The 21,475-nt window shown below is 53.0% G+C and carries 19 protein-coding genes; 10 read left to right on the top strand and 9 right to left on the bottom strand.

Annotated elements, in window-relative coordinates:
- Window positions 1–10 precede the first annotated feature (10 nt).
- From QZJ86_RS12930 to QZJ86_RS12915, 4 genes are all read right to left on the bottom strand, one after another.
- Window positions 11–1,966 (bottom strand): TonB-dependent receptor plug domain-containing protein, encoded by a 1,956-nt coding sequence (locus QZJ86_RS12930; RefSeq protein WP_301670835.1) that lies wholly within the window; start codon window positions 1,964–1,966, stop codon window positions 11–13.
- 541 nt (window positions 1,967–2,507) lie between these two features.
- On the bottom strand, window positions 2,508–5,663 hold the full coding sequence (locus tag QZJ86_RS12925) for a beta strand repeat-containing protein (RefSeq protein WP_301670834.1): 3,156 nt from the start codon (window positions 5,661–5,663) through the stop codon (window positions 2,508–2,510).
- A gap of 779 nt (window positions 5,664–6,442) precedes the next feature.
- The gene (locus QZJ86_RS12920; protein WP_301670833.1) at window positions 6,443–7,189 is read right to left on the bottom strand and encodes an Lcl domain-containing protein; all 747 of its coding nucleotides are present in this window, start codon (window positions 7,187–7,189) and stop codon (window positions 6,443–6,445) included.
- 400 nt (window positions 7,190–7,589) lie between these two features.
- Window positions 7,590–8,045, bottom strand: coding sequence for a Csu type fimbrial protein (locus QZJ86_RS12915; protein ID WP_301670832.1), 456 nt, complete (start codon window positions 8,043–8,045; stop codon window positions 7,590–7,592).
- Between the two features lie 275 nt (window positions 8,046–8,320).
- Here QZJ86_RS12915 and QZJ86_RS12910 point away from each other — a divergent pair, with 275 nt between their 5' ends.
- Both QZJ86_RS12910 and QZJ86_RS12905 read left to right on the top strand, forming a co-directional pair.
- Window positions 8,321–8,536, top strand: a complete 216-nt coding sequence (locus QZJ86_RS12910; RefSeq protein WP_301670831.1) for an addiction module protein — start codon at window positions 8,321–8,323, stop codon at window positions 8,534–8,536.
- Window positions 8,533–8,709: a hypothetical protein gene (locus QZJ86_RS12905; RefSeq protein ID WP_301670830.1), complete on the top strand. Its 177-nt coding sequence runs from the start codon at window positions 8,533–8,535 to the stop codon at window positions 8,707–8,709. The genes QZJ86_RS12910 and QZJ86_RS12905 overlap by 4 nt, the downstream gene beginning before the upstream one ends.
- 534 nt (window positions 8,710–9,243) lie before the next feature.
- Here the strand turns inward: QZJ86_RS12905 and QZJ86_RS12900 are convergent.
- Together QZJ86_RS12900 and QZJ86_RS12895 are read right to left on the bottom strand one after the other, a co-directional pair.
- Entirely contained in the window at window positions 9,244–10,419 is a 1,176-nt protein-coding gene (locus tag QZJ86_RS12900; protein WP_301670829.1) for an integrase, read from the bottom strand.
- A gap of 53 nt (window positions 10,420–10,472) precedes the next feature.
- The gene (locus QZJ86_RS12895) at window positions 10,473–10,781 is read right to left on the bottom strand and encodes a hypothetical protein (RefSeq protein WP_301670828.1); all 309 of its coding nucleotides are present in this window, start codon (window positions 10,779–10,781) and stop codon (window positions 10,473–10,475) included.
- 203 nt (window positions 10,782–10,984) lie between these two features.
- Between QZJ86_RS12895 and QZJ86_RS12890 the strand changes: the two genes are divergently transcribed.
- From QZJ86_RS12890 to QZJ86_RS12860, 7 genes are all read left to right on the top strand, one after another.
- Window positions 10,985–11,374 (top strand): DUF1804 family protein, encoded by a 390-nt coding sequence (locus QZJ86_RS12890; protein ID WP_301670827.1) that lies wholly within the window; start codon window positions 10,985–10,987, stop codon window positions 11,372–11,374.
- A 203-nt stretch (window positions 11,375–11,577) separates the two neighbouring features.
- Window positions 11,578–11,775, top strand: coding sequence for a hypothetical protein (locus QZJ86_RS12885; protein ID WP_301670826.1), 198 nt, complete (start codon window positions 11,578–11,580; stop codon window positions 11,773–11,775).
- Window positions 11,775–13,469 (top strand): phage terminase large subunit, encoded by a 1,695-nt coding sequence (gene terL / locus QZJ86_RS12880; RefSeq protein WP_301670825.1) that lies wholly within the window; start codon window positions 11,775–11,777, stop codon window positions 13,467–13,469. Before QZJ86_RS12885 ends, terL begins: the two co-directional genes overlap by 1 nt.
- Window positions 13,470–13,666: 197 nt before the next feature.
- On the top strand, window positions 13,667–15,208 hold the full coding sequence (locus tag QZJ86_RS12875) for a DUF935 domain-containing protein (RefSeq protein ID WP_301670824.1): 1,542 nt from the start codon (window positions 13,667–13,669) through the stop codon (window positions 15,206–15,208).
- Between the two features lie 66 nt (window positions 15,209–15,274).
- Window positions 15,275–15,583: a hypothetical protein gene (locus QZJ86_RS12870; RefSeq protein ID WP_301670823.1), complete on the top strand. Its 309-nt coding sequence runs from the start codon at window positions 15,275–15,277 to the stop codon at window positions 15,581–15,583.
- Window positions 15,580–16,881: a PBECR2 nuclease fold domain-containing protein gene (locus QZJ86_RS12865; RefSeq protein ID WP_301670822.1), complete on the top strand. Its 1,302-nt coding sequence runs from the start codon at window positions 15,580–15,582 to the stop codon at window positions 16,879–16,881. Before QZJ86_RS12870 ends, QZJ86_RS12865 begins: the two co-directional genes overlap by 4 nt.
- Before the next feature lie 104 nt (window positions 16,882–16,985).
- The gene (locus tag QZJ86_RS12860) at window positions 16,986–17,579 is read left to right on the top strand and encodes a phage virion morphogenesis protein (RefSeq protein WP_301670821.1); all 594 of its coding nucleotides are present in this window, start codon (window positions 16,986–16,988) and stop codon (window positions 17,577–17,579) included.
- Between the two features lie 355 nt (window positions 17,580–17,934).
- On the opposite strand, the gene QZJ86_RS12855 is transcribed toward QZJ86_RS12860, so the two are convergent.
- Together QZJ86_RS12855 and QZJ86_RS12850 are read right to left on the bottom strand one after the other, a co-directional pair.
- Window positions 17,935–18,687 carry a PoNe immunity protein domain-containing protein gene (locus QZJ86_RS12855; protein WP_301670820.1) on the bottom strand — a complete coding sequence of 251 codons (753 nt, stop codon included), beginning with the start codon at window positions 18,685–18,687 and terminating at the stop codon, window positions 17,935–17,937.
- Between the two features lie 22 nt (window positions 18,688–18,709).
- The gene (locus QZJ86_RS12850; protein ID WP_301670819.1) at window positions 18,710–18,994 is read right to left on the bottom strand and encodes a hypothetical protein; all 285 of its coding nucleotides are present in this window, start codon (window positions 18,992–18,994) and stop codon (window positions 18,710–18,712) included.
- Between QZJ86_RS12850 and QZJ86_RS12845 the strand changes: the two genes are divergently transcribed.
- Window positions 18,993–20,024, top strand: a complete 1,032-nt coding sequence (locus QZJ86_RS12845) for an IS630 family transposase (protein WP_301670818.1) — start codon at window positions 18,993–18,995, stop codon at window positions 20,022–20,024. The genes QZJ86_RS12850 and QZJ86_RS12845 overlap by 2 nt on opposite strands.
- On the opposite strand, the gene QZJ86_RS12840 is transcribed toward QZJ86_RS12845, so the two are convergent.
- Window positions 19,993–21,243, bottom strand: a complete 1,251-nt coding sequence (locus QZJ86_RS12840) for a DUF6861 domain-containing protein (protein ID WP_301670817.1) — start codon at window positions 21,241–21,243, stop codon at window positions 19,993–19,995. The two genes, QZJ86_RS12845 and QZJ86_RS12840, sit on opposite strands and share 32 nt — an antisense overlap.
- Window positions 21,244–21,475 lie beyond the last annotated feature (232 nt).

Genomic DNA, 21,475 nt, shown 5'->3' with positions numbered 1-21,475 from the left:
GCAATCCGTCTCAAAATGTCAGCTGAAATTTCAAACGAAACTCCCTACCATTCATGCGCAGCACATCGATATTCTCGCTGACGCCCAGCATTTGGTAATGGCTATCGAACACGTTGTATATCCCAAACGAGGTATCCAGACCATGGATCAATTTATCGGAACTGAGGTTAATATTGACTAATTCGTAACCGTTGACCTTGCCGCCTAGACCGTTTTTGCGACTATCGATAAATATGCTTTCCAAACCTAAACTCAGATAGTTGTCGAACAGCGGTTCGGCGTAGTGCAATTTGAAAAGGTTTTGCGGGGAGGCGTTGGCCCATGCGCCATGGCGGTTTTCGTTGGTTAATAGGCTATAGGTATAGGAGGCTTTTAATAAACGACCGTTACTCCAACGCTTTTCGGCTTCCAATTCGCCGCCGTAGGCGTGAAATCGGCCGGCGTTGATCAACGCATAATTGCCGTCGGCATCGCCGGTGAGATGGCCTTCCAATAATTGGGAGATGTCGTTGTAGAACAAGGTGCCCAGCAAACGCAGATTGCTGTCCGAACGCCATTCCGCAATCGCCTCGTAGCTTTTGATCTGTTCCTCGCGCATCAGGGGATTATCGACGAATCCAAAAGCGTTATAGTCGCGCTCCCAAGCGTTCGGCGCCCGGAATGTCGAGCTGTATAGAAGTTTAAACTGTGTGTTGGTCAGCGGACTCCAAATCAGGCCAACGCGCGGATTGAGTTGTAGGTTCTTCAGCATATGATGATAATCCAGGCGCGCGCCAGCGCTGAATACCAGATCGTCCAGCAGTTGGATGTCGTCTTGCAGATAGACTTCCACCCGATGGCCATTGCGGTGACTTTCCAGATACGGCAAATACGGATCTAAATCGTAATTGAGCAGGCGCTGGCGTTGGTCATATTGATATTCCAGGCCCGCGATCAGTCGGTGGCCCTCGAAAGGGTGGGTGGTCAATTGCGCCTCGCCGCCCCACCAACGGCCACTGGCTTCGTCGTGATTGATCACCCTGGCGTCGTTGACGATGTAAGCCTGGTCGCCGTAATAATCGTAACCTTGATAAAAGCCTTTCAGTAACAGTGAGGTGTTTTCGTTTAAAGCCTTTTCGTATTTTAAGTTGGAAAAAAACTGCTTGTCGTCGGTGAAAAAGAGCGGGTCGTTGAAAATTCCGTCGAAGGCCGCTGTCGGGACGTGTCTGCCGCGATCGACGTAGCCGCCGCTGAGCGTCAATTCTTCGAATTTGATTTTGCCGAATAGCCGGTCGGCGCGTTCGTCGTCCATCTTGTGGGCGATGCCGTTATTGGTTTCCGGGCTGTCGTATCCCGGAAAATAGAGGTTTTCAACGCCGGCCGTGTCGTAATGCGAAGCCGAAAATAATAGGTCGGTGCCGTTCTTCAAGGTTTTGCCGTAACTGACGCGGCCCTTATAGGTGTCGAACGTGCCGATTTCGCCGGCTAATTGGCTGCCGTCGATGGCCTTGCCTTGCTTGGTCACGACATTGATCATTCCCAAAAAAGCATTGGCGCCGTAGATCGAAGACCCGGAACCGGGGATGTATTCGATGCGCTCCACCAGATCCATATCCAGCATAAATTCTTGGGCGATGTAGCCGCCGTCGTAGATGTTTTCGTTCATGCGTTGACCGTCTATCATCAGCAATATTCGCGAGTTGTAATCCCCTCCGCGCATGAAACCGCGTATGCCCAGATAGCTATAATTGCGGTCGTTGCTGGTGAACAGGCCGCGCATGCTGTTCAAGGCCTCCGCCAGTGTCCGCCAGCCGAAGGTACGAATGTCGTTTGCGGTCAGAATCGAAACCGAGGTAGGGGCTTGGCTGCTTTTTTGTCCCAAGCGAGAGGCGCTGATGACTTCCAGATTTAACAATTGCTCGAGCGAAAGATCGGTTAAATCTTCCGGCGAGGTTTCGCTAGCCATCGCCGAAACTACGTGCGCCATCAAGAGAGCGGGAATTCTCAGCGCGCGCATGTAGGGTCGGGGCAAGGGCGTAAGTGGATCATGAGCTGCGGCGGACTTTAGATGGCGAATGATGGCTGGAAGTATAAGAGAAATTTATATATGTGCTCTTGAAAACCCTAGGCTGTCATATTATCCACATATTGAAAATGGATTTTTAACGATATTTGGTTAAACGCAGCAGTTTTTTCTATAAACCGACTTGGTAAATAGCGATAGGTCGTATTAAAACTATACGGCTATGCGAGATTCTGGAAAACCATCGGCATGTCATCGCCCAAGTCCCCCGATCTGGATAAATGCGTCGCGAGTTTCAAAGCTTATACGGCAAGGCAGAATATCGAATACCCGTAACAACAGCGGCAGGAAGCGTGATTGAAACGCTTCCTGCCTGTTCCAGCGAGGACTAATTTATCATCAAGCCTGCTCTGTTAGCGCATATCTCGTTCCTACGCGCTGAGGGAATCCAGGCTGAAAATAACCGCCCCAAAAGGGCGGCTTTGTTTATCGCGTGCAGGTTAGCTTAAACAGTCGCGTATTTGCGACGATTAAAGCCGATCCAACCCAAGAATGCCGAGCCAAATAACCAGAAAGCAGCCGGTACTGGTACGGCGCTAACCAGCGAGTTACCTAGAATGTAATTAAAGCTCAGCCCGGTATTGCTAGTGTGTGTATGCAGATTAAGGCTTAAGGTGATGTCCAGGTTGGCGTTGGCCGCAGTCACAAATTCTGACCACGCGCCTAAGTCCAGGGTTTTGTCGTGGAAGAAATTAGCGCCGCTGCCAGGTGCGTTTATATCAAGCAAATCGCTAAAGCTATAGTTTTTCGATAGAGTACCGCCGACTCCGGATACAACGATATTAAATGTCAGGGTATCGTTAATACCCAGATTGCTGCCACCCAATACTGGAGACAGCAAGCCCAGCAATAAGTCTTGTTGATTGGTATAGCCAGCCGTATTGATGATCAGATCTATCTTGCTGGAATAGTCATGAAAGTTGCCATCGACGGCGGTATTTAATACGCCTTGATTACCCAACAACCAAGCTTGCGCATCGGTACCGGCATTGAAATTGCGATTGACATTGGCATGATTAGCCAACGCAGCGGTCACATCGGTCGACAAAGGTAAAGCGGTGGCATAGGCGACAGCTTGTTTGTCATTCGCCGATGCGGTGACTGGCGCCGGTTGTCCAAGCGTAGCTTTTACGTCGCTGGTACCTGCAACGGTATCGGGAACGCTAGCTTCGGCGGAGACTGAAGCATAACCACTTTGGCCGGCTAAGGCGTTTGCATACGAACCGTTACCACCCACCGAGGTAGCATCGGCGGTGACAAGATTGGCAAGAGCTGAACCCGTACCAGCCGTTGCAATTGCCGAGCTTGAGGCAAACCCTGCGGTGCTGATCGCTTTGGTGTGGGCTTGCGCATCGCCGGCTAGGCCTTGCGTATTATAATCCGTCAATCCGCCGGTGCCGCCAGTGGCGTTACTTGACGCGTAGACCGATTGATTGCCGCTGTTACTGGCGTTTGCGTTTGAGACGGCGGCGCCACCATTGTTGCCAATGGAGTCAAAATAAAGGTACCCGCCACTACCGCCAGTTGCTTTATCGCTGACATGGACATTACTGTTACCGATGGCGGTGCCGTTAGAGTGGCTGGTGGCATTGGCCCCCTTGCCATTATTATCGTTGCCTGTTCCGTCCCCCATGCCGTATTTACCGCCTTCGGCGTTGCTGTTGACATAAATGCTATGTCCGTCACCGATGCTGGTCGTGTCGTTGCGTGCAATCGCATCGCCGCCGCGGTCGTGACTGCCCCCGCGCACAATGCCAGCGGTGCCGCCGATGGCTACTGTCGTGGTGTTCAATACGCTGCTGTCGGTATCGGTTACACTCAGTATTGAGGAGGCCTTGCCGCCGTTTCCATGAGTAGCTCCGGGCTCGGTACTTCCACCGCCGTCGCCGCCATAAGCATATTGTTTTAGCGTTAAAACTCCGCTGGTCGAACCGGTTACCGCATTCAACATGCTGGAATCAACGCTGGTACCGCCGTATTGGTGGGCGATAACCGTGACATTGCCGCCTCCGCCAGACCTGCCGCTGGCCCGAGCACTACTTGTCCCACCGCTAGATTTTGGAGCAGCACCGCCGGCTCCGCCAATAGCCGTACTGGAAACAGAAACGTCTCGATTGCCGCTATTGCTGGCACTTGCGTCGGAAGAGGCGCTACCGCCTTTGCCGGAAAATACTTGGTGGTGGCCATCGTAGCTGCCATTACCGCCGACCGCTTTATCGTCGACTTGGACCGCGCTGTTACCAGTGGCGGTAACGGAGGTTTGGCTAGTACTATTACCGCCAGCGCCGGGAAGACTAAAAAGCACCGGATTGCCACCTCTACCACCTTCGGCGTAACTGACGGCATTAATGTTGTGGTCGTCGCCATAGCTAATTGTGGTGTTAAGGGCTATGGCATCGCCGCCGGAGGCGGTGACAGCGCCATAGATGCTATCGCCCCCGATAGTATCGCCCCCGATACCTCCAATGGCATTCGTTCTGGTGTTCAGCAAACGGCTTTCGTTATTTTCTTCATATAGCCTGGAGCGGGCCTTACCGCCCATCCCACCGGAACCGTACCAGCTGTTACCGCCACCACCGCCATAGGCATATTGGCCCAGGGTCAGTATGCCAGTGGTGGATCCATGGACGGCACCTGACATAATTGAATCAGCGCCGTTGCCGGCACTACTGCCCCTATAGCTGTTGTACTCACCACTATTACCACCGTTACCCCCAAATTGGTAAGCGTAAACTTGGACATCACCGCCGCCGCTGGAACTGCCTCTGGCGACCGCCTCACTTGCCGCGCCATCTCCTCCTTTCTCATAATTGCTAACTGGATCTTGCGGAGCCAGCCCTTGACCACCATTACCGCCATGGGCGGTGCTTTGCGCGGTCGTTACGCCGGTCCCTCCGGCAGAGGTTGCGCTTGCTATTGAATTTGCCTGGCCGCCAGAAGCGCCATTGCCGCCGGTACCGCCGTATGAAATTGCGTTGGCAGTACTTCCTCCATTCTCGGCAGCGATTGAGGAGGCAATTGAATTCGCGTTGCCGCCAGACGTGGCAACGCTGCCGGTACCGCCGTATGCAACCGTGCCGGCGGTGCTTCCGCCGCTTCCGGTATTTCGGGATAACGCGGCAGCCGAAGCGTCACCGCCGGTTCCCGCACTACCGTCGCTTCCGGCGATTTCAGAACCATAACCGCCAATGCCACCGATACCTCCACTACCGGCAAACGCCGAGGCCGAGGCCGACGTGGTTAAGCCGCGGCTTAGATCGGTGATCGCGGTTGCGTGGGCGTCGCCGCCTCTACCGCCATGCCCGCCATTTCCTCCAATCTGCGTACCATTGCCGCCATTGCCGCCAGTACCCCCGATTCCAGCGGTTGCAGTTGCGTTGTTATCTATGGTTGATCCATTAGCGAGCGCCGAAGCATCGCTTCCATCTGTACCGTTTCCACCATCGGTGCCTACTAGATAGCCTGACACACCATGTGTACCGTTGACGCCATCACTGCCGGCGACAACGATTGTGTCGGCCCATGCCGACTGCGGTGTGATACTTGTGGCACTTGCAATCAAAATGACCAATATGGCTTTGCTTAATGGGTGTATTATCATTGTCTGATTCCTTATGGACGTGCGGATGTGACAGTTGATGGTAGTCAACGACTTCATCGTTAAGTTGACGACGGCGACTGTCTTGGAGGTTTGAAAAAAGGCGACGGATTTATTGCGTTGACAGTAGATATTAAAGTGGACGGCAGCTTAATTGTCTAGCGGCCTGCCTGACTTTCTAACGGTAAGGCCCGGTGTTTGGTAAAATGGCGGCCTAGGCCGACGCCCAATCCAAGAAGACCCATGACCTATTTCACCCCATACGACCGCTATCAACGGCTGCATTTCATAGCCCAAGCCCCCGAACTGGGAAATGTGTCGCGAGTTTCAAAGCGTATACGGCAAGGCAGATCATCGATTACCTGCAACGCAGCGGCAGGAAGCGTTATTGAAGTGCTGCCGCTTGTCATTCCCAGGCTTCAGCGTGGGAACCATAAGCGGCGCACCAGCGCGACCGTGAGTTTCAATTCTGGCAAGAAGGCATGCATGCCGAGTTGGTTTTCGGCAAGGCAATGATGCGGGAGAAGCTGGAGTACATTCACGCCAACCCGGTCACCCGAGGCTGTGTTAATTTGCCTTAGCATCGGCGTTATTCTCGTGCGGCCAATTATGCCGGCCTTGGTGATTTGATTGAGTGAGGGTTTTTTATTGTCCCCACGCTCCGGCGTGGGGACACCGCTACGGACGCTCTAGCGTCCCGAATCGTACCGCTGGAGCGGTTACGGGCTGCATTCCCACGCTGGAGCGTGGGAATGATAAACAAACGATGCGCTCCAGAGGAATTACGCTTTGCTTGACCGGCGTTTTAAAGCGGCAAAGCCGAGGATTGCCGAGCCAAATAACCAAACCGCGCCGGGTACAGGCACGGCCGCTACATCGCCATCGCGTACAGCCCAGGCAAAGTAGGCGGCTGTTTTGCCGGCAAGGCTTTGACTGCCATTGCTAAGCGAAAACAGCCAGGCATTGAAAGGAGCACTTGTCTGGTTTTCCCTATTTGTCCAGAAACTATTGGTGGTGTTAACAAATAAACTGGAATCAGGTATATGGCTATGAGCCGAACCATTTAGTTCTGTATAGAACAAATGTCCCATTTCGCTACCCGCATTAAAACCCTCTGCGGCGGGGCTAGTGGTAGGTAAACGCCAATCGCTGTACCCTCCATATACTAGACTGTTGGTCCAAGCCAAAGCTCCAAACCAAGTCGTGCGGCCATTACTTGTGTTGAGGTCAAAGCTACTCAGGTTGTACACGCCATCACGTCCATCCTCGCTATTAGGCGTGTCGTAGATCACCCCGTTGTTGGCGTCGATAATGTCTTGCACGTAGCTATTTGGATCTTCGGAGGCATTCGCTAATGTTTTGAACAACATTGCATCAGCTACCCAGGTAATATTTAGATCCGTATCGTAAACCATCGTGCCTCCGCCACGGCCCAGCAGTTCAGCCTGGGCAGGCGAGATGATGGTCAAAGCTACAGCCACCACTAACGGTAGTCGTACAAGAGATTCTTTTGAAAATAATGGTGTCATTTTTTGCTACTCATGGCTTTGTGTGTCGTAGAAATATTATCTAATTGTCCCTCCGGCGTGGGGACTCACAGCGGCGGACGCGCTAGCGTCCTGAATGACCTGCCTGGGCGATACAAGCTGCGTTTCCACGCCGGAGCGCGGGAACGATAATTGCGAAGCATGCCCTGATGGTAACCGGTCGAACCGGCATTTGCAAAATCTGCCGAATCCGCTGTATCCAAAAGCACGATAAGGGGATCGGGAGCAAACGCGCGAATAACCCATTATGGTCAGTGCGGATAAAGCCCATTCACAGGCCGGATATACGAGTGCAGTCATACCATCAACCCGCAAGGGAAATGCTTGCAAAACGGGATGAGTCCATATAAGGATTATGTCGTGGCGGTGCCGTATGGACTGTTCAATAAGCGACCGTCACGGTGATGCTGTCGCTGTAGCTGCCGATCATGGCACTCCGCTGCGTCGAGAGCGGTATGCGGCCATATATCGTATGGTTTCTGGAGCCGAGGAGAGTCGAGCCGGCATCAACTATGACGCTGCCGCCGGTGCCATCGCCCCATATCTGGCTGTAGCCGGCACTGGTGTAGAGGTTGTATTCCAGAGTGTTGCCGCCACTGGTCATCCTCCGTGGGTTATAGGTTCCGCTGCCGCCGGGCGAGAGCGCAATGGTATAAGACGACAGTTGCAACGCGCAGGTAACGGTGATGGTGGCAGTGCTGTCGACTGTGTTGCCGGTAAGCGGGCTGAAGCTGCCAAAGGCCAGGCTCGCATTGTTGACGGAGCAGAGGGCAGACGCTGTTGACGGCCATAGCATATTCAACAGCAGCACGGCGGCCAAGAACATTACCTTTTTCATCACGGGTCTCCACAGATAAGGGGGCCGATGCGCGGCTCGGGCGGCGCGTCGGCGGCGAGTGTGACGGCCAGATCGCAGCGACCATTTCAGTAGAAGCTGCTACATCATCAAGGAACCGGACAAGCCTCACTTTATGAGCTGCACGGTCGTCAATGTGGAGGCCATATTTAAATACGTATAGCGATGAACGCTGACGCGCCGGATTGATAACTCTTGGCTTTCAACGCTGTTTCGGGCTAGTATCGATCCGGCTATTCCGACACGAGAACCCCCTCATGATCAGCGCTGAACTGCGGCAACTACCTGCAACCGAAAAACTCAAACTTATCGAAGCTTTGTGGGACGATTTGCTCGATAACGAAAACGACGTCCCGGCGTTACCTTGGCATCAGGAGGAATTACAGCGGACAGAAGCAGCTTATACAGCAGGGGATGTCGAGGCGGTCGATTGGCAGCAAGCCAAAAAGGCATTACGCTCGCGGTTCGAATGAAAATTCGGATTTTGCGCACTGCCATGGATGATTTTTCGGCAGGACGCTTGTTTTACGATAAACAGCAAGAAGGAGTAGGCGATTATTTTTTCGATAGTCTGTTCGCCGAAATTGATTCACTAGCTCTGTATGCCGGCGTTCATCCGCTGAAAATCTTGGAAACGGAGCGATAGCGAAGTGAAGATTTTTAGTCCGCGATAGCCGTAGCGCCGGGCGGGTTTTCGTAGTGAAGCGGAGAAAACCTGCAAGGCATCGCGAAACGGCGTCAAGTCATGCGAGAGCCAATGTTTCGACCCCTTGTTGGGTCGAAACGAGGTGACGCGGACGAATCGGGGCCGCCGGAGGCATAAGCGGTCGCGTAATTTTTGCCGCTTGATTGGGCTGGGATGCCCAAAACAAGCTTTCGCAAAAATAGCGACTCCCCGAGTCTGCATTTTGGATTCCATAGGCTTTTGGCAAAGCGGTTTCCCTACGCCATTTATTACAAAGTGATCGACGATCAAGCCGTTGTGTTTCGAATTCTGGATTGTAGGCGAAATCCAAAGCGGCTTCGGCGGGAGATGGGGCGTTAATCGGTTTAGGCTTTGCTGTAAGCAATTGCCGCGAAAACGATGCGCTTCACGTTGTTCAGCACATCCTATGGCCCTCATCTGCTTACCATCTTTCGTCATCCCCGTATTGCCTCATAGAAAAAGGTAACCGAAGGGTCAAAGTCGTTGCCTCACATTAGAGGTAACCTGGACTTGTGAAAAGATGAGTTTCAATTGTTGCTCAATGGCGGCCTTGAGAGCAAATGGATTGAGCTTGGTATGGTGCTCTCTGAGAGCCTGTTTGGTGGATTCAGGAATATCAGTATGATCGAGAACCCTTTGGTAAGGCGTTTGCGGCACGTGGTATTTTTTAACGATCTTGGCGCCGTCTCGGTGTTTTTTCTGGAGTTTCAGACTGGGACAGAAGTGATTCTGCAACGGGCACCAAAGCGTGCTGTAGACCTCATTCATCAACGGCACCAGCACGGCGTTATCCAGCCGGTCGTAGCCGAATAATTGCCTGGCGTGGGTCCAGTTTTTCTGTTCGACGTGGGCATTGTCGTTTTTCTTGTAGGGCCTGGAGCGGGTAAAGGCGGGCTGTTGCGGATGATCGGTGAAATAGCGCAGTAAATGCTGGTTGAGAAATTCCGAGCCGTTATCACAATCGAAGCCTTTCAAAGGGAACGGCAACAGGTTCTCGATGGCCTGAATCTGTTCCAGGACGCCTTGCGAGCCCTTGTTCCAAGTGGCCCGGCATTCGGTCCAGCCGGTGACGATATCCGTCATCGTCAGACTCCAGACGAAATCGCCGGCCAGCGAATTGCCACAGTGAGCCACGGTATCAGCTTCGACGAAGCCGGGCTGGGTTTCGTCCCAATGATGGGTGCGGATGGGAATTTGGGTTTTCAGCAGCGAGCCGGGTTTGGTGCCGGACAACCCCTTTGGATGCTGGACGCGCAGGGGTTTGAGCAGGCGATCCAGGGTGGCCGCCGACACTTTGAGCAAGTCGGCGCGCACGCCATCCGCCAAGGGGCCGTATTGATCTTCGTGGTGAGGCAGCCAGATCGGTATCGCCGCCTTTAGTCGTTTGCCGCACAGTTGATCGCTGGCGAACCAGATGCGTTTCAGCGGCTCCAGCAACACCTCGGCTTGATATTTTCGCTTGGGCCCGGGGCGTTTGGTTGGAGAAGCGGCGGGCTTGGCTTTTCGATTCAGCAAACGAATGGCGTACTTGCGGGCGTAGCCGCAGACTTCGCAAAACTCGTTCAGGATCGTTTGTTTCGTGGCCCTATCGCTTTGTCGATAGCGCTTTTGAATCGCTTGTAAATAGGCTCGTCGTTCGTGTTTTCCCATGGTGGTAACCCGTTTTATTTCGGTTACACACAATGTGAGGCAACGACCTGTTTTTATTGACCCCTTGGGTTACTTTTAATTTGAGGCAATTCGATCCCTAAATCTGCCGTCCCGTATTTAACTTCGGTAATAATATAATCCGGTGGTGGACTGGGGTTTTTGTATACCCCATCTATACCTTGCTTCCCAGGATAGTAGTTGCCGTCGGTGTTTCCGACAGGTTCGTAGCCTTTTTCCGTCATCCTGTCATGGGCAGTTCGTTCACCGAAAGCCGCTTTCTCATGATTGGTTTTTTCGGCGACAGGTTTACTTTCGTTGCCGGAAGTTTCCCCGATACCATCACGCCCTTGTCTTTCCCTCATCGCGGTCTCGTTCCCACGCGCTGCGTGGGAATGCCGGGCTTGGCCGCGCTGCGGTACAACTTCACCGCTACGCGGAAAGTCTGGGTTTCCACGCGACGCGTAGGAACCAGGGTAATTTGGTCTGCACTTTATTGCCGGCGTATCAATCTTCATGCAGGGGGAGTTAGGCGTTGGATGCCTTTGCGTCCGGAATATTTGACCAGGTGCGATGGTTAAACTCAGATGGCAAAAACCTTCGCGCCCATCACACGGCGCGGGCGGCGTACCGGATCAGCGAGCAAGGCATTGATGATCTGAACAAGCAGCTGGTTGAAGACTTTGCCAGGCAGGTGATTACCACTACCCGCGAGCTGGAAACGGCGACGATTCCGGCGGCGGAAAAGGCTCAGCTGTTAGCGCAATTGGCCGATGCGTATGCCAAGTTTAGCAAGGCGTTTTCGCGGGTGAATCCGGCATTTTCCGGCTTGTCGGTGGCGCTGGATACCCTGCGCATCATCGCCGACGAGTTGCGCAAGCGCGATCCGGCGGCGTTGCGGGCCTTGCAGCCGTATTTGGATGATATTGGGGCGGTGTTGGGGAAGCGGTATGGGTAAGACTATCGACCTTTTTGATAAGCCCAGGAAAAAGCGCCAATGGCTGATGCATGTATGCGATGGGGCTAGTAATGGCCCTGGTGAACAGCTTGTTCGATACGCCTGTGCTCGTTGCGAGCACGAAACCGACTGGACATCGGCTGAAAGTGTGACGGCTGCTAAACGCGGGATTCCGTGTCCAACCTGCAATGAGGAGAATTGAAATGAAAGTAACTGGCATTTTGACCAGCCTGCAAATTAATGAAGATAGACCGGGTGATAGCTTGAACGTGAGAGTTGATGATCCAAACGGTCCATCACGATTCATCAGCATTTACGGTCTGAAACCCGATGAGGTAAGAAGCCTGTCGTCTCATCTTGGCTATACAGTGTCGATTTCGATTAGCCCAGACATTAAATAATGTCTGAATCCCTCGACATCCAGGAAGTTAAAAACTGGCGCGAGTTCGAGAAAGAGCTGGCCCTGCTCGGCGAGCAGATTCGCCAGCAGATCGAGCTGGAGTGCGAGTCGTTTGCTACCGATCCGGCGGCCAGCCGCGCGCGGCGGGAACGCGCCTGGTACGACTACGGCTATTTCTGCAAAACCTATTTCCCGCACTATGTGCCGACGCCGCATTTCAGCCAGTTTCATGAGTTCATTTTCCTGCGCTTTCCGCAAGTGATCGACGGTGCCGCCGATGGCCGCGAGGTGCATCAAGCGCCGCGCGGCGAGGCCAAATCCACCTACGAAACCCAGCTGGGTTCGCTGTGGTGCATCGTTACCGGCCGCAAGCACATGATCGGCATCATCATGAACACCGAGGAGCAAGCGGCGGAGATGCTGGAAAGCATCAAGGCCGAGCTGGATACCAATCCGCGGCTGATGATGGACTTCCCAGACGCCTGCGGTCGCGGCCGGGTATGGCAAGCGACCACGGCCATCACCGCCAACAACATCAAGATTCGCATCGGTGGTACCGGCAAAAAGATCAGAGGCATGAAGCACGGCCCGCACCGGCCTGATTTGATCTTCCTGGACGATTTGGAAAACGACGAGAACGTCAAGGACAAGGGCCAGCGCGACAAGGTGCAGAAGTATGTACTCAGCGCGGTGCTTGGCTTGGCCGGACCGGGCGGCGGCATGGATGTGTTTTGGGTCGGTACCAGTTTGCATTACGACGCGGCCATCAACCGTGTCAGCCGTGCGCCGGGTTGGCGGCGGAAAGTGTTCCGGTCGATTTTGAAATGGCCGGATCGGATGGACCTTTGGGACCAGTGGGAAGCGCTGTATACACGAACCGGTGAGGATGACGAAAAGGAGCAGTTCGAGGCCGAAGCGCTGGCGTTTTATAAAAAGCATAAGGCCGCCATGGATGCCGGCGCGGTATGCAGTTGGCCGGAAGTGCGGCCGTTGTATCGACTGATGTGCATGCGGGCGATTAATCACGATGCGTTTTCTCAAGAGCAGCAAAACGAGGCCGGAAACGATGAAAACGCGCCGTTCAAGGACATTCAGTTCTGGGTGAATCGGCTAGCAGATTGGGTGTTTTTCGGCTCGCTCGATCCGTCGCTGGGTAAGAAAGGCACGGTGAAAGGCGACCCGTCGGCGATTCTGGTGGGCGGTTTGGACCGCAAAAAGATGGTGCTGGATGTGGTGGAAGCCGATATCGCCCGCCGCGTTCCGGATTTGATCATCAGCCGGGCGATTGATTTGCAGGCCGAGTACGCCTGCATGGCCTGGGCAGTGGAAACCGTGCAGTTCCAGGCATTTTTGCATAGCGAGTTGATCAAGCGTGCGGCGTTGAAGGGCATCGCCTTTCCGGGGATTCCTGTGCAGCCAGATACCGATAAGAGTTTGCGGATTATCAGCTTGCAACCGCATATCAATAACGGGCTGATCCGGTTACACCGCAGCCAGTCCACGCTGATCGAGCAATTGAAGTTCTGGCCGGAAGCGGACCACGACGACGGCCCGGACGCGTTGGAGATGTTGTGGGCGATAGCCGGGCAGTTCGGCGGCGAGTGGAATTATACGTCGGCGGGCGGCGGACTCGGCAAACGCCGGTCTACCAGCCGCTGTAGTGCTGATTATGATGAGGATTGGGATGATGACTGAGCGATTAAAATCTGGCGTTGTTAATTTGCCAGGATATGGGCCGAACGGTAGGCCAATAACCGTTGTTTGTTCACGAATTTTGTATTGGAGGCTTGTGGACTATAACGGCAATTTTGCGACGGAAATCCATTTAGATACTGGTGAGTCAATAATCGTTGGCGCATGGCCAGACGATGTTGAATCCATGGTGACCGAAGATGATTAAACAAGCCAAAGCCGCTTTAGCCAAACTCACCCAGGTCAGCAAAAAAGGCCTGGAAACCCTGCAAGCCGGCGCACGATCCACGCAAAGCCACATGCTCAATTATATGAGCGTCAACACGCTGGACCCTACCCGGTTAGCATCGGCGTTCGCTCAAGCCGATCAGGGCTATATCACCGACCAGGCGACGCTGTTCGAGCTGGTGGAGGAGCAAGACCCGCATATATTCAGCGAGCTGGGCAAGCGTCGCCGCGCGGTGACCGGGCTGGGTTGGGATTTGCATCCGAAGGACGATGCGACCCAAGCGGAGATCGATCGTACCAATGAATTAAAAGACATGCTGTGCAAAATCCCGCGCTTTGAGGATGCGCAGTACGACATTACCGATGCGATCGGCAAGGGTTTGGCGGCGTTGGAGATCGATTGGCGCACCGGCGCGGAATGGGTACCGCAGGCGTTGAACTGGGTACCGCAACGCGAGCTGCGCATCGACATCAAAACCGGCGAGCTGATGTATCTTAAAAACGGTACGCCGGAAGCGTTGCGCGAATGGGGCTGGGTGGTGCATGAGCATCGGGCCAAGTCCGGGTATATTGAGCAGGCGGCGTTGTTTCGGGTGCTGGCCTGGACGTATGCCTATAAGGCTTACAACATCCGCGATATGCAGCGGTTTTTAGAGGTGTACGGCATGCCGCTGCGCTTGGGTAAATATCCGTCTGGTATCGGCAAAACCGAGCGCGACCAGCTGCTGAAGGCGGTGCGCAATATCGGCAACGACGGTGCCGGCATTGTGCCCAGCACGATGACTATCGACTTTGTTACGCAAACCTCGACGGGTAATGTCACCGACTTTTTAAACGCGACCCAGTATTGGGAGCGCAAGCAATCGCTGGCGATTTTAGGCGGTACGCTGACCAGCCAGGCGGACGGAAAAACCAGCACCAACGCGCTGGGCGTGATTCATGACAAGGTGCGGCGCGAGATCATGTTGCACGACGTGCGGCAGATCGAGCCGACCACCAATAGCCAGATCATCAAGCCTATCGTGTTGCTGAATGGCATGTTCTCCCATGACCGCATGCCTGTGTTTAAGTACGACACGGCGGATGAGGTTGATCAAAAAGCGCTGGTGGATGTATTGGAAAAAGGTGCGGCAATGGGCCTGGAGATTGATATCGATTGGGCGCATCAAGCGTTGCAGATTCCGAAAGCCGGCAAGGACGCAAAGATATTGACAGCATCCGGCAAGGTGGCCGTGCCATCACCAGCCAACGCGGCATTGACCCGATTGGCGGCATTGGCCGCGCAAAACCAAAACGGCGATATCGCCACATCCTATAGCCAGCAATTGGCGGCGCTGTGTGTGCCGCATGAAGAGGCATTGATTCAACAGATCGCGGCGGTGGTTGCGGAGGCTGGGTCGTTTGATGAGGCGATTGCCGGGATGGAGGCGTTAACGGCCAGCAATAAGGCCTGGGCGGAGTCGGTGCAATTGGGTATGGCGGCGGCGAATTTGGCGGGGCGCAGCGATGTTTAGTAAACAATCACAGCCTGATTCCTCCAGGAAGGGCGACAAAGAAGAAACAATCTTTGGTGGTGCGTCGTGAGCGTGCATATCGAGTGGACGCAGGGCGTTGCCCGCACGTTCGACAATGGCCGACGGTTTGAAGACGCCGATCCGTTCGTATCGGTGATTAAACTCGATAAGATCGGCCCCGATACGGTGCTGCTGTCCGCTGATTTGACGCAGCGCAAATTGACGCGTGGCGATATCGCCGAATTGAAACAAGAGTTGATTGCTGCCGGCTTTGCCTTGGTGCATTGCTGGCGCAAAGTCGGCCGTCGGGTGCCATATGGCGGCCGGGTGATTCGTACCAAAGGCCAATTGGCCCTGTGGGAGATCGAACTGTGACGGATTCGCCGGCGCAATTGCCGTTTTCAGAGGCCATTGATTTTATCAAGAACAAAATCAAGCTGCCTACAGCCAGTTGGACTGACATTTGGCAAGAACACCATAGTTACGCTGCGGTCATAGCAGGTGCAAGTCAAGATGCGCTATTGGAAGATTATTTCAACGCCATGATGACCGCGAAACAGAGCGGCAATGGCTACGATGAGTTTGCCAGCAAATTCGACGATATCGCTCAAAAACACGGATGGACATATAACGGGTCACCCGGCTGGAGAAGCCGGATTATCTACGACACCAACATCATGCAGGCTTATAACGTCGGCCGTTATGTACAAATGATGAAGGTGAAGCATCTGCGCCCATATTGGGAATATGACCACACATCAATAGAGCACCCCCGCCTAGAGCATAAAGCATGGGATGGGCTGATTTTGTCTGCTGATGATCCGTGGTGGGATACGCATTACCCGCAAAATGGCTGGTTATGCCGTTGCCGAGTAAATTCGTTGTCACATTACGAAGCTGAGCAAGCCTGGCAAGAAAAGGGTAATACCGGTCCAGATACGGCCCCTCCTATTGAGTGGGAAACCAAAACCGTCGGCAAAAGAGGCCCGTTTCCACGTACTGTGCGTGTTCCCAAGGGAATTGATCCCGGATTTGCTTACAATCCGGGTAAAGCTTACCTGGAACCGCTGACCGTGCCGCCTTTAGATATTCATGGCGAGGTGCTAAAGGTTCGCGATAAACCGTGGCCGACCGGTTTTGAGGTGCCTGACATGTCGAAACCGACCAAGGTTTCGCCAAATATAAAAATTCCGCCTGGTACCGCTCCTGAAATCGCAGTCGAAGAGTATTTGGGGATTTTCGGGGCGACGATGGATGAAGGGGCGGCGTTTACCGATGCAGTCGGCAGCACGTTGGCAATAACCAAAGCATTGTTCGAGGATGGGTCGGGCGAATTTAAGTGGTTGGCTAAGCCTGAAAAAGCCGATAGGTTGGAATATATCAACTTATTGGCCATGGCCCTATTGGAGCCTGATGAAATATGGTCGCGTTGGGAGGAAGATCGCAACTGGTCTAATCAAAACCCTGATCAACTGAAGCGGTGGAGGCTAAAACGTCGGTATTTGCGGGCATTTGAAATTGAAGGCACAGGTGAATATGCCATTGTGGCGTTCGAGTGGGGTCGTACTGGCTGGATAGGTTCGACAGCATTCATGGCTGAGCCAAGTAGCGCAAAGCAGCGATTGAAGTATTTCGATAAACAGCGGATTGGTCAGTTGCTGTTTAAGAGGTAATGGCCGGTTTGTGCTGTAAACCGGTCTGTGGTTTTGGTTGGGTCTGCCGTACAGTCGGCCTGTCTCCTATCGCCACGCACTCATTATATATATAGGTGGGGATTATGCAATTTGAAATAGAATTCGAAGCGAGTCATTTAGACCGGATGATGGAGGCGATTCGCCGGGAAATTGCAACACCGGATGAGATGCTGGGTAGCATCGGCGAGTCGTTGTTACGTGTGAATAGGCGGCGGCATGAAAAAGGCGTCGATCCGGAAGGTAAGGAGTGGAAGGCGTTGTCTCCGTTGACTTTGGGTAGCGCTGTTTGGAAAAACCAGGATGAATCATTCCGAAAATCTAAATCTTTAAGCATCGAAACAGCCAGAAAAATCCGTTCAAAGCGGGGTGGTGTTCTGAAGGATACCGGTCGGATGCTGGCTAGTTTCAATTATCAAGTTTCGAGCGATACGTTAATTCTCGGGTTCGATGATGCAAGAGATGCAAAGTTGGCTGGATGGCATCATGGCGGAACCGATCCTTATACGATCCTTCCAAAGGATAAAAAAGCGCTGTCGTTCGCCGGCATTGTCACCAAACGGGTTAATCATCCTGGGTTGCCGAAACGGGAGCTGGTCGGCTTTCCTGATGATGATAAAAACTTGGTCGAGAATGTGACCGCTGATCATTTATTGCGTGTTTTACAGCGCGTTCGATAAGGGAATAAATGGCGTTTAAACGGTATTTATTCAGGATTTGTTGAGGCTATTTTTCCGATATTCATCGGAATATTTCCGCACTTTCATGCCAAAACTGTCCGGAATTCAAGAATTTTTGTTTTTAGCCTGAATCCCGCGAATTTCGTGGTTTTCGGGGCGAATTTTGGTGTTGTGATTCATCCGTTTTCTACCTCCTCCCTACTCCATCCCTTAAAATTTGCCGCCAATGTCCGTGTTTACACCTGCGGTAGTAACGCACATCCCAGTCGGTGGACTTGACTCGCCAAGAGTAAGACCTCACGAACCCCTTGCTATTCCGCGTTACCTTGCAACCCTATGCTTGCTGTTCAATCCGTTAGCTGCCTGTCTCGCGATAGTAGCGTACCAAATCGACCGGATAGTGTTTATGCGAGGATATTGCCGTATCGTCGATATTCCATAACATGGCAACCAATGCTGCTTCAAAACACCAATAGCCTACATAAGCCTCGCTCTTGTGATTGCCATGCCAGCTCATATCTTTCATATGCTTTTTGTACCAGTTTTCGATATAAGTTTTGAGCATGGCTGGCCGGGCTTCGGCCGGGGCATCGATCACAGCCACTAAATCGTCATATTCCATACCGAATTTTGACGCAGCGGCGACATGCCGGCCGGTATCACCCAATTGAACGGCAATACGATCCAGCAAGCCATCTTCGCCGAGATGGCCTATGGCCTGGAGCAACTTCATATAAACATCTGCTGGGTATCGCAGGCTGGTCGCAAAGGCCAAGCAGGTGAAATGATCGTAAAGCTGGCTTAGGGTCAGGTTTCTCCACATTTCCCATCCCTGTTGTGGTAGATCAAGAGTAGGCATGGTTAGGTAACGCAGCTCAAACATATCCATCATTTGCGTCACGCTGGGTTTCATCTCCGCAATATCATCGCCACGACTGTAGCGTTGAGCACAAAGCATTGCGGAACGTTCGCATAAGCTATATACCTCTACCGCTCTTGCCGAATGTCGAGGTATTTCATGTACCGAATTCCTATCTCTGTCTATGGTTTTTTGCTTAAAGGCAATGCCTTTATCGAAATATTCTTTGGTTTGTATAGTGTCGCGCATATTTTCTCTCTACTCAATTAATCTAAAACGGAGTCAATTTGCCCAGTTTATTGGCATATTCATCAAGCTTGACCATGCTTGTTGAGCCATTTTCGTCAACCTTCATCAACCATTTCTCAACATTGTCTCTTTTTGCAGACTGCCTTATTGCATCAGTATTTTCTTCACCAACCTTTTCAAACAGCCTCTTATCTGTTAACCAGCCATCACTCATCTGCTTACCATCTTTCGTCATCCCTAAATCTGCCGTCCCGTATTTACTGCTCTTAAAATAAGTTAAGCCATATTCATGAGATAATATTTCCATGAAATGTAAACGAGATTCAGACGGCCGGGAAATTGATCACCATACTCTGCAAGTGATGCGACAGCAGGCGGTCAAAGCGGTGAAAAATGGGCAGACGGCGGCCAGTGTGGCGGCAGCGATGGGCGTCAACATTCGCACGGTGTTTCGGTGGTTGTCCGACTTTGCAACCGGCGGTCAAAATGCCCTGCTGGCCAAGAAGATTACGGGCCGCCCACCGCTGGTGACGCCCGACGAAATGCGCTGGATCGCCGAGACCGTGCGGGACAAAACACCCTGGCAAATGAAATTGGAGTTTGGCTTGTGGACCTTGTCGCTCATCGGGGAAGTCATCTATCGCCAGTTTGGCAAACGCCTGACCGCGCCGAGTGTGGGACGGATCATGCGGTTGCTGGGTTTTACGCCGCAAAAGCCCTTGTATCGGGCTTGGCAGCAGGACCCGGTCTTGGTGGAAAAATGGCAGTCGGAGGAGTTTCCTGCCTTGAAAGCCGAAGCCAAACGCACGGGTGCAGTGATTTATTTTGCCGACGAAGCCGGCGTGCGCTCCGACTTTCATGCTGGCACCACCTGGGCGCCAGTCGGTCGGACGCCGACCGTGAAGACAACCGGGCGACGATATGGTTTGAATCTGATCTCTGCGGTCAGTGCGCGGGGCGATTTTCGCTTCATGGTCCAGGAAGGCAACGTCACCGCCGACGTGTTTGTCGAATTCTTGAAACGCCTGCTGCGTGGCGCTGAACAGCCGATCATACTGGTCGTCGATGGCCATCCGATTCACAAGGCTAAGATCGTTAAAACGTTTGTGGAGCAACAGCAAGGCCGGTTGCAGTTGGCCTTTCTGCCGCCATATGCGCCACAACTGAATCCGGACGAACAAGTGTGGGGTTATATCAAACCACGCGTGGCCAAGCAGATGCCGGAAAATAAAATCGAATTAAAGAAACTCGTTCAATCTGCCATGCATCACTTACAGAAACTCCCACATGTCGTGAAATCTTTTTTCAGACACCCAGAATGTCAATATGCAGGTTAGTGACAATACTTTCTTTAAGAGCAGTAACTTCGGTAATAATATAATCCGGTGGTGGACTGGGGTTTTTGTATACCCCATCTATACCTTGCTTCCCAGGATAGTAGTTGCCGTCGGTGTTTCCGACAGGTTCGTAGCCTTTTTCCGTCATCCTGTCATGGGCAGTTCGTTCACCGAAAGCCGCTTTCTCATGATTGGTTTTTTCGGCGACAGGTTTACTTTCGTTGCCGGAAGTTTCCCCGATACCATCACGCCCTTGTCTTTCCCTCATCGCTTTCAGTTCCGACGGCGTCACTGCCGACGATGCTTGAGATGAAACAGCCGGGCTGGCTTTATTGTTTGCCAGTTTGGGATTTCGTTTCAGATCCTCCCAGTTCCTTTCTATCCAGACGACAAAACCATCAGGCAGTTTGCTTTTCCGCAGCAGCGCGGAGACTTCGGCCAGCGTTTCGTCTGCGGCGGCGCGGGTGCCGCCTCTGGCTATGGTCTGCCATGTCGAGAGCGCGGCCTGGCTGGAACTGACCGCGCCTTTCTTGAGCACATACGCCAGAAGGCCTTGGAGTATCAGTCGGACTAAAATACCCACCGCCTTGGCCAGATCTTGAGCCGCCCTATTGATTTCGAATTGAGGGTGATGATGTTCCGCCGCATACCAGGCATGGTGGATGGCACTCTTTAGAACGCCCGTCAATTCGCTCATTCCCTGCCCAATGGCGACCGCAAGAAAACCTAATCCCATCCAAGTAAGCAGAGCGGTTCCGGCTTCCAGGCCTAATTCACCGCCTATTACCGCACCGGGTGCGGCGCCGACACCGCCCAGAAAGAAGCCGACGGCGGCCCCGGCGCCTGCTCCCGCCACGGTGCTGATGCCGAGCACCGCCAGCATCTGTAGAAGCCCAGGCAATAAACCGTCAATAATTTCGCCCAATTGATAGCCGGTTTCCTGGTAAACCGCCGCAGGCGCCAGGCGTAGAGCCTGAAAATAGGCCTTGACTACGGATTGAACCCGTTCGGTGAGAGCCGGCTTACGAATCTCTTCAGGCGTAAGGTGGCGTCCCGCCGGCGAGTTTGGATGGGGTAAGCTTTCCCAATCAAGACCAATGTACTGAAGAGGGCCGGCATTGGTGAAGTTGCCGGGACCGCCGCCACCCGCGGGAGCATTGGGGTGGCAGCGTTGTTGGTGCCAGGAATCGAAAGGGTTTTTCGGTGGATCATTTTCCATGGGATTCCTGCTCAATAAATAATGTTGCTCATAAGTGTTGAAAATAGGTGTCGTGCTGTGAAATACAGAGGTTAGTTAAACTAATTACCTTAAAACAAATTAGGTTTATGAAGTTATTATATTGCGATAGCGCCCACCTCGATAGGGTGGGTGTGCTGAACGTAATAAAGTGCATTTATCTAACTGCTTGTATTGATAAGCAAATGTAAAACCACACGGCCACACCTTATAA

The sequence above is a fragment of the Methylomonas montana genome, assembly GCF_030490285.1.
Taxonomy (GTDB): domain Bacteria; phylum Pseudomonadota; class Gammaproteobacteria; order Methylococcales; family Methylomonadaceae; genus Methylomonas; species Methylomonas montana.
This window is presented reverse-complemented; position numbering and strand designations above follow the sequence as displayed.